Genomic DNA, 12,147 nt, shown 5'->3' on the forward strand with positions numbered 1-12,147 from the left:
GCAGCTATCAATTCAATAGCTATCCCCACAACACAGAGCGCATGGAGATCGAGGCCGACTGGTAGCCCGTGTTGAAGAACCGGGGCATTTCAGAGGGTTGCACAGCCCCTGCGGCATACAGCAACGGCAAGTAATGCTCGTGCGTGGGATGGGCTTGCCTGGCCACCGCGCCCAGGCCCATGAAGTTCGGCAGCGCCGCCAGTTGGCCCTTCTTGATCTGGTCTTGCACCACGGTGTCGAACTCTGTGGCCCAGTCATATGCCTCGTTGGCGGCGGTTCCACTGCGGGTGGCTCGCAGGTTGTGCACGATGTTGCCGCTGCCCACAATCAGCACGCCCCGCTCGCGCAGGCGCTGAAGCTGCTGGCCCAGCACGTAGTGCTCGGCAGGCGGACGGCGGTAGTCCATGCTCAATTGCAGCACCGGTAACAATTTATGTATAACCCTTTGAAGGAGACTGCGGGCAAAGTTCCGCAATCCCCAGCGATCACTCCCCCTACCCGCCCTTTCAACCGCAGCATGCCACCCATGTCCTCTTCCGCTCCCCAGCCGCTGAACGGCACCCGCATTCTGAGCCTTGCGCTGAATCTGCCCGGCCCAGCCGCCCTCATGCGCTGCGCGCGCATGGGCGCCGCCTGCACCAAGCTCGAACCCCTGGCCGCCGCGCCCCACACCAGCGCAGACCCCATGGCGCTTTACAGCCCACAGGCTTACACCGACATGCACCAGGGCATTCGCGTGGTGCAGGCCCACCTCAAAACCGAGGAAGGCCAGGCCGCCGTGCACACCGAGCTGCAGCGCACGGATGTGTTGATTACCTCCTTCCGCCCCTCGGCCCTCATCAAACTTGGCCTGGGGTGGGATGCCTTGCACACCCGCTACCCGCGCCTGTCCCTGGTGCGCATCGTGGGTGCCGCGGGTGAACGGGCCGAAGAGCCCGGCCACGACCTGACCTACCTGGCCGACGCTGGCTTGGCCACGGGCACGGAAATGCCCCCCACGCTCTACGCCGACATGGGCGGCGCCCTGATGGCGAGCGAGGCCGTGCTGCAAGCCCTGTTGGTTCGCGCCCAAACCGGCCAGGGCACCCTGCTGGAAGTGGCCCTGGCCGACACCGCCGCCTGGCTGGCCCAGCCCCGGCACTGGGGCCTGACCACGCCCGACGGCGATGTGGGCGGCGCCCACGCTGGCTATCGCATCTACCCCTGCGCCGATGGCCGCGTGGCCGTGGCCGCGCTGGAACCCCACTTTGCTGCCCGCCTGTGCGCAGCCGCTGGGCTGCCCGCCGTGGGCGACGGGCCCACGCTGCGTGCCCCTGCCACGCACGAGGCGGTGGCGAATTTCATCCGCACCCAAACTCGCGCGCAACTGGACGCGCTGGCGCTGGGCCAGGACATTCCCCTGCACACGCTGGCGTGAAAGGCTGAAAGTAAGCCATGCAAAAGACAGGGCAAATCACCCGCTGGGATGCCGAGCGCGCCTTCGGCTTCATCCGCAGCCCAGACTCTGTGGCCGATGTGTTTTTTCATCTGCGCGACTTTCAAGGCCCTGCCGCACCGCGCATGGGCATGGCGGTGGTTTTTGAAGAAATCCATGTGGGCGGCAAAGGGCCACGAGCGATGGCGGTGCGCCCCAGTGCGCAGGCGGTGGGCGCGCCGGGCCGCGCAGCCGACCCGCGCGGTGCGGGTAGCGCCGCCTCGCGCGAAGCACCGCTGTCTGCACGCCGAGGCCCTTCCGCTGCGCAGCGCACCACCGGAGCACACCCGCGCGCGGCTTCGCGGCCAGCCGCCCAGGTGCGGCGGCGTACCCAGCGGGTAACGTCTTTGCCTGCCGGGGAACTGCTGCTCATCAGCGCCACGGCTGTGGTGTGGATGGCCATGCTGGCCTGGGCCGTTTGGGCACAGCGCCTACCCCTGTGGGCGGTGGGTGCAGCCCTGGGGCTGAACCTGTTCACGTTTTTGGCCTACGCCTCTGACAAAAACGCAGCGCAGCGTGGCATGTGGCGCACCAAGGAAAGCCATTTGCACCTGCTGGCCCTGGTGGGTGGCTGGCCTGCCGCCTGGCTGGCGCAGCAAACGCTGCGGCACAAGTCTCAAAAAGCAGCGTTTCGCGCGGTCTACGCCCTGACGGTGGTGGCGCATTGCGGCGCCCTGGCAGCCTGGCTGCTGGGGCTGGTTGGATGAGCTGGCCTGGGTGGCAAACCAGGCAGAGTGAGCACGCAAGCACTCCAAAAATCATAGCTGCTGGCGATTGATGGATGGGCGCCAGAGGCGCTTTTGATGTGAATCTCGGATACCGAGTGCTGCGTTCCCCGCAGTTCGCAGTCAAACCGCTGGCTGACACCCGAAGGGCCCCGGCGTCTACACCCCACCTTTTCCGCGCAGGCTTCAATGGCAGTGTCTGCAACACCACGGGAACCGCTCCATGAAGCCACTCATCCTCGACTCCAGCATGACCAACATGTCCGGCGTGTTCTACCCCACCGGCCATGTGTTCGCGCTGTTCCCCGATGAGGACTGCGCGCGGCAGGCGGCCGCGGCGCTGCACAGCGCCGGCCATCAGGGCGAGCTGGCACACGCCAGCCCTGAATTCATCCTGCAAGAAATCGTTCGCACCTTGGGGGGCACCGACATTCCCCTGCCATCGGTGGGCGCGGAAGGCGACATGGTGCGGCGCATTGCCGACCTGGCGGGCACCGGCCACCACGGTGTGCTGATCCGCATGGCCGACAAGGACGCACCCGAACGTGTGGTGGCGGCCATTGCGCCCGAGGGCGCCGCTGCGGCGTTTTACTACCGCACCTTCATCATTGAAGACCTGGTGCCACAGGCGCCGGAGCAGGAAAGCCAATCGGTGGTGGTGGGAACACACGCGGGGCCGGTCTAGCGGAGCCGCGCGCGACCCGCCCTGTCAACGTGGCTTGCGGGCTGCTGCCTTGAAGGAAGGCTTGCCGCTGCCCGTTACCCGGGGCGGAAGCCCTGTGTGCTGCGTCAGCAACCGGCCCTTTTGGGGCTGGCCCGGTTTGGCGGCCTGCCCTTGCGGCTTGGCCGCTACAGCCTTTTGCCCCACGGGGGTGGAGTTCTTGCGGCGCGCACTTTGGTAGCCGCCGTCCGTCAACGGCTGGAAGGTCGGAATCAGGTGGTGCTTGCCGTTCCCGATCAGATCCGCGCGGCCCATGGCCTTGAGCGCTTCGCGCAACAGCGGCCAATTGTTGGGGTCGTGGTAGCGCAAGAACGCCTTGTGCAGGCGGCGGCGCTTTTCACCGCGCACGATGTCCACTGTTTCTTCTGCCTCATCGCGCATCTGGCGGCGCACACGGGTCAGGGGGTTGCGGCCCGAGTGGTACATGGCCGTGGCTGTGGCCATCGGGCTGGGGTAGAAGGTTTGCACTTGGTCAGCACGGAAACCGTTCTTCTTCAGCCAGATGGCGAGGTGCATCATGTCCTCGTCGCTGGTGCCTGGGTGGGCAGCGATGAAGTACGGGATCAGGAACTGCTTCTTGCCCGCCTCTTCGCTGAACTTCTCGAACATCTGCTTGAAACGTTCATAGTTGCCAATGCCCGGCTTCATCATCTTGGACAGCGGGCCCTGCTCGGTGTGCTCGGGCGCAATCTTCAGGTAGCCGCCCACGTGGTGCTGCACCAGCTCTTTCACGTATTCGGGCGACTTCACGGCCAGGTCATAGCGCAAGCCCGAGCCGATCAGGATCTTCTTGATGCCCTTGAGCGCGCGGCCACGGCGGTAGATCTTGATGAGAGGGCCGTGGTCGGTGGTGAGGTTCTGGCAGATGCCGGGGTAGACGCAGCTCGGTTTGCGGCAGGCGGCCTCGATCTCGGGGCTGCGGCAGCCCAGGCGGTACATGTTGGCCGTGGGGCCGCCCAGGTCGCTGATGGTGCCGGTAAAGCCCTTGACCTTGTCGCGGATGTCCTCGATCTCCTGAATGATCGAATCTTCCGACCGGCTCTGAATGATGCGGCCTTCGTGCTCGGTGATGGAGCAGAAGGTGCAGCCGCCAAAGCAACCGCGCATGATGTTGATCGAGAAGCGGATCATCTCCCACGCGGGGATCTTGGTCGCGCCGTCGTGGCTGCCGTTTTCGTCGGCGTAAGCGGGGTGCGGGCTGCGGGCGTAGGGCAAGTCGAACACGTAGTCCATCTCAGCCGTGGTCAGCGGGATGGGGGGCGGGTTGATCCACACGTCGCGCGCCGTCACGCCTTCGCCATGCGCCTGCACCAGCGCGCGGGCGTTGCCGGGGTTGGTCTCCAGGTGCAGCACGCGGTTGGCGTGGGCGTAGAGCACCGGGTCGCTTTTCACCTGCTCGTAGCTGGGCAGGCGGATCACCGTCTTCTCACGCGGGGGCACCTTGAGCTTGGACTTGAGCGCAGGGTTGGCCACAAACTGGATCGGCGCGATCACAGGGTTGGGGTCATTTTGGCCGCTAGCGCCCGTCCCACAAGCGCTGGCAGCTCCTGAATCAGTAGCACCGCCCTCTTCCTTGCTGCAGCTGGCGCCTTGGGCGGCGGCCTGCTCGCTGGTGGTCATGTAGGGGTTGATGTGTGCTTCCACCGGGCCGGGCTCGTCCACGGTGGTGGAATCGATCTCGAACCAGCCCTTGCCGCTTTCATCATCAGGCCGGCGCACAAAGGCCGTGCCGCGCACATCGGTGATCTTTTCGACAGGTTCGCGGGCAGCAATGCGGTGGGCCACTTCGACCAGGGCCCGCTCGGCGTTGCCGTACAGCAGCAGGTCGCACTTGCTGTCCACCACGATGGAGCGGCGCACCTTGTCGCTCCAGTAGTCGTAATGCGCAATGCGGCGCAGGCTGCCTTCGATGCCACCGAGGACGATGGGCACGTCTTTGAATGCTTCGCGGCAGCGCTGGCTGTAGACGATGGCCGCGCGGTCGGGGCGCTTGCCGCCAATGTCGCCCGGGGTGTAGGCGTCATCGCTGCGGATCTTCCGGTCGGCGGTGTACCGGTTGATCATCGAATCCATGTTGCCCGCCGTCACGCCCCAGAACAGGTTGGGCTTGCCCAGCACCTTGAAGGGCTCGGCGCTTTGCCAGTCGGGCTGGGCAATGATGCCCACGCGAAAGCCTTGCGCTTCGAGCGTGCGACCGATCACAGCCATGCCGAAGCTGGGGTGGTCCACATACGCATCGCCTGTGACCAGGATGATGTCGCAGCTGTCCCAGCCCAGTTTCTCCATCTCGGCGCGGCTCATTGGCAGGAATGGGGCCGTGCCGAAGCGCTTGGCCCAGTACGGACGGTAGCTGGTCAAGGGCTTTGCGGCGCGCGCAAAAAAGGAGACGTCAACGGGGGCGTTCATGCAATGGGGAATGGCCGCCGAAGAAGCTTGGCGGCCACCGTCATATCGTGGGGAGGCCGCGATTTTACGGCGCCCGCCGGTTTTTGTCGCTGCATGGGCCGATGGCCCCTTGGCTTGGCGGCCTGTTTCTATACTGCAGGCAGCCCCATCCCTGAGTCTTGCCATGACGCACCCCATGCCTCAAAGCCCCATCACCCTGCGCGCACTGGCCCCGGGCGACCTGGGCTGGGGGCACGGCTCACCGACGAGTGCATCGCCTTCGCCCGCGCCAAGGGCTACAAAAAAATGGTGCTGTGGACCAACAGCTGCCTGACCACCGCCCGCCACATCTACGCGCGGCGGGGATTTGTGCTGGTGAAGTCCGAGCCCTACGAGGGCTTTGAGCAGCATCTGGTGGGGGAGACCTGGGAGCTGAAACTGTAAGCCGCCTGCGCAGGGCAGACTTCCCCCTGATTTGCCGCCGTACACTTGCGCCCCCATGCCCTACACCCTGGCCGAGCCCACCCACAGCGAACTCATCATCAAGAAAAGCCGCTTCATCGGCTGCGTGCAGCCCATGGCTGACCGTGCCAGCGCCCAGGCCGTGGTAGATGCGCTCTGGAAGCAGCACCCTGGCGCCGCACACATTTGCTGGGCGTTGCTGGCGGGTGGTCAATCTGCCGCAGTGGACGACGGCGAACCGGGCGGCACCGCAGGGCGGCCCATGCTGGACGTGCTGCGCCACCAGGACCTGGAAGGCGTGCTGGCTACCGTGGTGCGTTACTTTGGCGGGGTGAAGCTGGGCGCGGGCGGCCTGGTGCGGGCCTATACCGATACAGTGGCACAGGCGCTGCTCACGGCCCCCAAGATCACCCTGCAGCGCATGAAAACCCTGCAATGCCAGGTGCCCTACGCACTGGAAGGCATGATTCGCCGCGAAGTGGAAGCCGCAGGAGCGCAGCTGCTCGATGTGCAGCACGGCTCGCTCGTCAGCCTTCAGCTGCGTTTGCCGGAAGTGCAGGCACCGGCCTTCGTACAGCGCATCAACGACCACGGGCAGGGCCGCGTGGGGTGGGTCACACCCTAGCGCGGTTCACCCAATTTGGGCTGTAGGCCTACACGCGCCCAGCCATGGGCCGCTCACACTCGCTGCTCTCACTTCACTTTGGAGAAGGGCACATGGGGGCACCCCTGGACACCATCATCATCGGCGCGGGCACCGCGGGGCTGGCAGCCCTGCGCGAGGTGCGCAAGCGCACCGACCGCTACCTCATCGTGAACGACGGCCCCTGGGGCACCACGTGCGCTCGGGTGGGCTGCATGCCTTCCAAGATGCTCATCGAGGCGGCCAGCACGCTCCACCGGCGCCACGTCTGGAATGAACTGGGTCTGCGCGGCGCCACGGCGCTGGTGGCCGACCTTCCCGCCGTGCTGCAGCGGGTGCGCGCACTGCGCGATGAGCTGGTCGCCGGGGCCTTGAAGGCCACCCAGAACCTGGGCAGCGCGCAAAAGTCGGGCCGTGCCACGCTGCTGGGGCCCGGGCTGGTAGAAATTGGCGGAAAAGCCCATGCCACGCGCAGCATCATCATTGCCACCGGATCGCGCCCCCTGCTGCCCGACGCATGGCTGGCCTTTGGCGACCGCATGCTCACCACCGACACGCTGTTTGAACAGCCCACACTCGGCCCACGCATCGCCGTGATCGGCATGGGCCCGCTGGGGGTGGAAATGGCCCAGGCCCTGGCACGGCTGGGGCTGCAGGTGTCCGCCTTCAGCACAGGCGACCACTTCGCGGGCATTCGCGACGCCGCCATTAACACTGAGTTGGCCCAGGTGCTCAAAGCCGACATGCGGCTGTACACCGGGGCACCCGCGGAGCTGCGGGAGGTGGCTGGCGGCATCGAGGTGCGCAGCGGCAACCAAACCGTGGTGGTCGATCAGGTGGTGGCGGCCATGGGGCGCACGCCCAACATCGAACACCTGGGGCTGGAAACCCTGGGCGTGCCGCTGGATGAACGGGGCCTGCCATCCATAGACCCGCAAACCCAGCAGATCGGCAACCTGCCCGTGTTCATGGCGGGCGATGCCAATGGCCACCTGCCCTTGCTGCACGAGGGTGCCGACGAAGGCCACATTGCAGGCATCAACGCGCTGGCCAGTGCACCGCGCAAGTTCCGGCGTCGTACGCCGCTGGCCATTGTTTTTTCAGACCCGCAGGTGGCTGCCGTGGGCCGCCGGTGGGCGGACCTGGACGCCCACACCACCGTCACCGGTTGCGCCAGTTTTCATGATCAGGGGCGTGCGCGCACTGCCCTGCGCAACGCGGGGCGGCTCTGCATTTACGCTGACCATGCCACGGGCCGCCTGCAGGGCGCGGAGATGTGCACCCCGCAGGCAGAGCACATGGCACATCTTCTGGCGCTGGCCGTTCAGCAAAAACTCACGGTGCGAGACCTGCTGGCGATGCCTTTCTACCACCCCACTTACGAGGAAGGGTTGCGCACGGCCCTGCGTGATGCCGCTCGGCAACTGCCGCAGCCTGCGGATTCCGACCTGGCCACCTGTGGCGGCATCGGTGTGCCGGCACTGGAATGAGCGCGACAGATGTAACAACGGCCAAGTGCATGGCAAAAACAGCCGATAGGGCTGTGTAACCCAGCAGGAGCCTTTCATGGACGTCGCCCTCTCCAACAGCATCGTGGCCACCGCCACCAACCTTGCCAGTGCTCAGACCTCTGACGCCTTGAACATGGCGGTGCTGAAAAAAGCGCTGGACGTTCAGGCATCAAGCGCCGCCACCATGATCGATGCCATGCAGCAATCCATGCCCAGCCCGCGCTGGCTACTTCGGGCACGCTGGGCACCCAGCTCAACACCTTCGCGTAAGAAACTGCTCACAGGGTCGGCCGGGCGCGCCCCGCACCACCCTTAACGCAACCTGGCTGGCGAAAGCCCCTGCAGCTCAACGCCTTCAGCCTCCAGCTCTGGGCCCAGCGGCTCACCCCGCAGCAGTCTTTTGGCCAGCAGTGACGCCCCTGCCGCGCTCTGGATGCCGTACCCACCCTGCCCCGCCAGCCAGAAAAAGCCGGACACGTGGTTGTCCCAGCCAATCACCATGTCGCCGTCGGGCACGAACGAGCGCAGCCCTGCCCAGGTGTGCGAGGGGCGGCGGATTTGGAACGTGGTCAATTCTTCAATGTGGTAGATGCCCGTGGCCACGTCCAGCTCTTCGGGCACCACGTCGTGTGGATGGGTGGGGTCGGCATTGGCGGGCGAGCCCAGCAACTGGCCGGCATCGGGCTTGAAGTAAAAGCTCTCGTCAATGCCAATCACGGCAGGCCAATGGCTGGCGTCCATCCCCTCGGGCACGGCAAACGTGAAAGCGGTGCGCCTGCGCGGCTCCAGTCCAATGGGTGGCACGCCCGCCATGGCGGCCACCACATCCGCCCACGCGCCTGCAGCATTGACGATGGTGCTGCCCCGCAATTGCCGGCCATCGGCCAGCGCCACGTGCCAGGCATCCCCCTCTTTTTGCAAGCCCACCACCTCTGCCTGGGTCAGCACCTGCCCGCCCTGCTGGCGCAGGCCGCGCAGGTAGCCCTGGTGCAGCGCATGCACGTCGATGTCGGCCGCTTCGGGCTCGCTCATGCCAGCGGCCACGGCCTCGGGCTTCAGGCAAGGCAGCTGGGCCAGCAGCGCGGGCTTGTCCACCCATTCCACATTGGGGGATGCCGCACGGGCATCGTCGTAGGCCCGTTTGAGCAGATCCAGCTGGTCTGGCCCCGCCACGTAAATCACGCCACGCGGCGAGAGGATGGGGTCTGCGCCAAACTCCAGCGGTGGCGCGTCGTAGAACGCACGGCTGGCACGCGTCAGGGCCTGGATGTTGGGCGTGCCATACGTGGCCATGTACAGCGCAGCCGAGCGCCCGGTGGTGTGATAGCCGGGCTGCGATTCCCGCTCCAGCAGCAGCACGCTGCTGCGGCCGTCTTGTACAAGCTGCCAGGCAATGGAAGCGCCTGCAATACCGGCGCCAATGACGATGTAGTCTGCTGTCTGCATGGGTTGCGTCGCTGTGGTGGGGTGCGTTAGGAAGGCGCCCAGCGGATGCGCTGGGACCGCGTGGGCACATGGTAGCGCGGCGTGCGCATGCCGATAGGGCAACCAAACGGCTCGCTTGTCCAGCCGGTGGACCAGGATTAGCGCTTGCGCGGTACCCTGATGGGCATCGTTCGGGTGCTGACCCGTGGCACCCATTCACCCCGTCACAGGAACTGACCCATGGCACAAGTCCTCGTCGTGAAGTACGAAAACCAGGCCGACGCCAAAGTGTTTGAAACCCCATATGAAAGCCAGGCGGACCTTGCCGTCCTGGAGGTACCTTACGAACAGCAGGCCACAGGCGACGCCGTGTGGCACATGGTTCACTATGAAAGCCAGGCCACCTTCAAGATTTTCAAGGTGAAGTACGAAGCCCAGGCGGATCTGCGCATCTTCAAGGTCAAGCACCTGGCGCAGGCGGGCTGGCGCACGCAGGGGCATGTGCTGGAAGGCAAACTGGGGAAGTGAGCGGCTGCGGCCGGGGCGCGCCATTCATCGCCCCGGCCTTGCCGCAATGCGAAGGGCAACCGAGCGCTCGGCCCTGCTTTGCGGGCTAACATCGCAGGCTTGACGCGGCCTGGCTCTGCGCCTTGTCAGGGCGCTCTGCGCTGCCCTGACAGGCCAGCCGAGTCGCAGGTCTGCTCTTGATTTGATAGCTGCTTGCGCTTGATGGATAAGCGCCAGAGGCCAATTTTGCCCCAACCCCATGGCCGACGCCCTTGATGTGACCGCTGCTGGCACCGACCCCGCCGCCCCCCGCCCCCAGCCGCGCGACTGCGCCGATCTGTTCTGGTCCTTCACCTGGCTGGCGCTGCAAGGTTTTGGCGGCGTGCTGGCCGTGGTGCAACGCGAACTGGTCGAGAAAAAACGCTGGATGACGAACGACGAGTTCGTGGAAGACTGGGCGGTGGCCCAGATCATGCCGGGCCCCAACGTGGTGAACCTCTCCATCATGATTGGCGAACGCTACTTTGGCTGGCGCGGCGCCGTGGCGGCCCTGGCGGGCATGTTGACCTTCCCACTCATTCTGGTGCTGGCGGTGGCCGTGGTGTATGCCCAGTTTGCCTCCCAGCCCGCGGTGGCTGGCGCGTTGCGGGGCATGGGGGCGGTAGCCGCCGGGCTGATTGCTGGCATGGGCCTCAAGCTCTCGTCCACCTTGCGCAAGCACCCGTTGGGCCTGGCGGTCTGTGTAGGTCTGGTCGCGCTCACGGTGATTGCCATGGCGGTGTTGCGCTGGCCCCTGTTCTGGACCTTGCCCAGCGTGGGCCTGCTCGCCTGCGTGCTGACCTGGAGAAAGATCGCCCCATGACCACCGCTGCGCCCGCCATCGTGGCCCTTTCTTCGTGGGACTGGTTGCAACTGTTCCTGTACTACCTGTCGCTGTCGCTGCTGGCGGTGGGCGGGGCCATCAGCACCGCGCCGGACATGCACCGTTTTCTGGTGGAGCGCAACGCCTGGCTCACCGATCCACAGTTCAACGCCTCCATCGCCATCGCGCAGGCCGCGCCAGGCCCCAATGTGCTGTTCATTGCCCTGCTGGGGTGGAACATCGGCATCAACGCCGGTGGCCCGGGCGCCGCAGGCTCGGCGCTGGGCCTGCTGGGCATTCTGGTGTGCATGGTGGGTGTGATGTTGCCCAGCAGCCTGCTGACCTGGCAGGCCACCCGCTGGGGGCACCGCAACCGCAACCGGCGCAGCGTGCGCGCCTTCAAGCAGGGCATGGCTCCGGTGGTCATTGGCTTGCTGCTGGCCACGGCATGGGTGCTGACACATGCCCATGGCCCTGAACTGGCCAACTGGCCGCTGTGGGCCATCACGGCCGCCACCACCCTGCTGGTGTGGCGCACCAAGCTGCACCTGCTGTGGATGCTGGGGGCCGGCGCCGTGGCCGGGGGCATGGGCTGGATCTGAACGGCCGGGGCCGCCAGCCCTGGCCCAAGCCGGTAGCAGGGCTACCAGCCTTGGGCGGGTTTACAGCGAACGCTGGCGCAGTGCCTCGTACAGGCAAACACCGCTGGCCACCGAAACATTCAGGCTCTCGACCGCGCCCTTCATCGGGATGGAGACCAGTTCATCGCAGGTTTTGCGGGTGAGCTGGCGCATGCCGTCACCCTCCGCGCCCAGCACCAATGCCACCGGGCCTTTGAGGTCTACCTGATAGACGGTTTTGGGCGCGTCATCGCTGGTGCCGATGCACCAGATGTTGCGTTCCTTGAGCTCGTTCAGGGTGCGCGCCAGGTTGGTCACCATGAAGTAGGGCATGGTTTCAGCCGCGCCGCTGGCCACCTTGGCCACGGTGGCGTTGATGCCCACGGCATGGTCCTTGGGGGCAATCACTGCGTGCGCACCGGCACCGTCTGCCACGCGCAGGCACGCGCCCAGGTTGTGCGGGTCGGTCACGCCGTCCAGCACCAGCAGCAAGGGCTGCTCGATGCCTGCGGCTTCCAGGTTCTCCAGCAGCTCGTCCAGCGAGGTGATCTGGGCCACGGGCTCCACGCGCGCTGCAACGCCCTGGTGGCCGTGGCTGCCCGCCAGCTTGGCGATGCGAACGCTGTCGGCTTCGATCAGGCGGGCACCGGCCTCTTTGGCGCGGTCCAGAAACTGCCGCATGCGCGCATCGCGGCGCGTGGCTTCGTAATAAATCTCGATGATCGATTGGGGCGCGGTCTTCAGGCGCACGCCCACGGCATGAAAGCCGAAGAGAACTTTGGGGGAGGACATGCGGGGATTATCGTTGCCCT

Annotated in this window: 12 protein-coding genes and 2 pseudogenes; 10 read left to right on the forward strand and 4 right to left on the reverse strand. The window is 66.0% G+C overall.

The genetic code is table 11. The features are described 5' to 3' along the window. Window positions 1-19 precede the first annotated feature (19 nt). The gene (locus BDD18_RS22555) at window positions 20-421 is read right to left on the reverse strand and encodes a dioxygenase family protein (RefSeq protein ID WP_420837330.1); all 402 of its coding nucleotides are present in this window, start codon (window positions 419-421) and stop codon (window positions 20-22) included. Window positions 422-526: 105 nt separating this feature from the next. Between BDD18_RS22555 and BDD18_RS22560 the strand changes: the two genes are divergently transcribed. From BDD18_RS22560 to BDD18_RS15645, 3 genes are all read left to right on the forward strand, one after another. After that, on the forward strand, window positions 527-1,417 hold the full coding sequence (locus tag BDD18_RS22560) for a CoA transferase (RefSeq protein ID WP_244939118.1): 891 nt from the start codon (window positions 527-529) through the stop codon (window positions 1,415-1,417). A gap of 17 nt (window positions 1,418-1,434) precedes the next feature. Continuing rightward, window positions 1,435-2,181 carry a DUF1294 domain-containing protein gene (locus BDD18_RS15640; protein WP_142084300.1) on the forward strand — a complete coding sequence of 249 codons (747 nt, stop codon included), beginning with the start codon at window positions 1,435-1,437 and terminating at the stop codon, window positions 2,179-2,181. Window positions 2,182-2,422: 241 nt separating this feature from the next. Beyond that, window positions 2,423-2,884 carry a hypothetical protein gene (locus BDD18_RS15645; RefSeq protein ID WP_142084302.1) on the forward strand — a complete coding sequence of 154 codons (462 nt, stop codon included), beginning with the start codon at window positions 2,423-2,425 and terminating at the stop codon, window positions 2,882-2,884. Window positions 2,885-2,908: 24 nt separating this feature from the next. On the opposite strand, the gene BDD18_RS15650 is transcribed toward BDD18_RS15645, so the two are convergent. After that, the gene (locus BDD18_RS15650) at window positions 2,909-5,326 is read right to left on the reverse strand and encodes a YgiQ family radical SAM protein (protein ID WP_142084304.1); all 2,418 of its coding nucleotides are present in this window, start codon (window positions 5,324-5,326) and stop codon (window positions 2,909-2,911) included. Between the two features lie 222 nt (window positions 5,327-5,548). Here BDD18_RS15650 and BDD18_RS15655 point away from each other — a divergent pair. The 4 genes and pseudogenes from BDD18_RS15655 to BDD18_RS15670 all read left to right on the forward strand — a co-directional run. Continuing rightward, window positions 5,549-5,749: pseudogene (locus tag BDD18_RS15655) on the forward strand (GNAT family N-acetyltransferase); the annotation flags it as partial. Window positions 5,750-5,804: 55 nt separating this feature from the next. Next, entirely contained in the window at window positions 5,805-6,392 is a 588-nt protein-coding gene (locus BDD18_RS15660; RefSeq protein ID WP_044395231.1) for an IMPACT family protein, read from the forward strand. Between the two features lie 92 nt (window positions 6,393-6,484). After that, on the forward strand, window positions 6,485-7,900 hold the full coding sequence (locus tag BDD18_RS15665; RefSeq protein WP_142084306.1) for a dihydrolipoyl dehydrogenase: 1,416 nt from the start codon (window positions 6,485-6,487) through the stop codon (window positions 7,898-7,900). 76 nt (window positions 7,901-7,976) lie between these two features. Next, window positions 7,977-8,191: pseudogene (locus BDD18_RS15670) on the forward strand (YjfB family protein). Window positions 8,192-8,233: 42 nt separating this feature from the next. On the opposite strand, the gene BDD18_RS15675 reads toward BDD18_RS15670, so the two are convergent. Further along, window positions 8,234-9,367, reverse strand: coding sequence for an NAD(P)/FAD-dependent oxidoreductase (locus tag BDD18_RS15675; RefSeq protein WP_142084308.1), 1,134 nt, complete (start codon window positions 9,365-9,367; stop codon window positions 8,234-8,236). 219 nt (window positions 9,368-9,586) lie between these two features. On the opposite strand from BDD18_RS15675, the gene BDD18_RS15680 reads away from it, so the two are divergent. The 3 genes from BDD18_RS15680 to BDD18_RS15690 all read left to right on the forward strand — a co-directional run bounded on the left by BDD18_RS15680 (window position 9,587) and on the right by BDD18_RS15690 (window position 11,317). Further along, window positions 9,587-9,874, forward strand: a complete 288-nt coding sequence (locus BDD18_RS15680; RefSeq protein WP_044395222.1) for a 7(1) septoil knot domain-containing protein — start codon at window positions 9,587-9,589, stop codon at window positions 9,872-9,874. A 238-nt stretch (window positions 9,875-10,112) separates the two neighbouring features. Further along, window positions 10,113-10,715, forward strand: a complete 603-nt coding sequence (locus BDD18_RS15685; RefSeq protein ID WP_142084309.1) for a chromate transporter — start codon at window positions 10,113-10,115, stop codon at window positions 10,713-10,715. Beyond that, window positions 10,712-11,317, forward strand: coding sequence for a chromate transporter (locus BDD18_RS15690; RefSeq protein ID WP_142084311.1), 606 nt, complete (start codon window positions 10,712-10,714; stop codon window positions 11,315-11,317). The genes BDD18_RS15685 and BDD18_RS15690 overlap by 4 nt, the downstream gene beginning before the upstream one ends. A 60-nt stretch (window positions 11,318-11,377) precedes the next feature. Here BDD18_RS15690 and rlmB read toward each other — a convergent pair whose 3' ends face one another. Continuing rightward, window positions 11,378-12,127, reverse strand: a complete 750-nt coding sequence (rlmB, locus tag BDD18_RS15695; protein WP_044395219.1) for a 23S rRNA (guanosine(2251)-2'-O)-methyltransferase RlmB — start codon at window positions 12,125-12,127, stop codon at window positions 11,378-11,380. Window positions 12,128-12,147: the final 20 nt, after the last annotated feature.

Origin of the sequence: Acidovorax temperans (assembly GCF_006716905.1) — a bacterium.
Taxonomy (GTDB): Bacteria; Pseudomonadota; Gammaproteobacteria; order Burkholderiales; family Burkholderiaceae_C; genus Acidovorax; species Acidovorax temperans.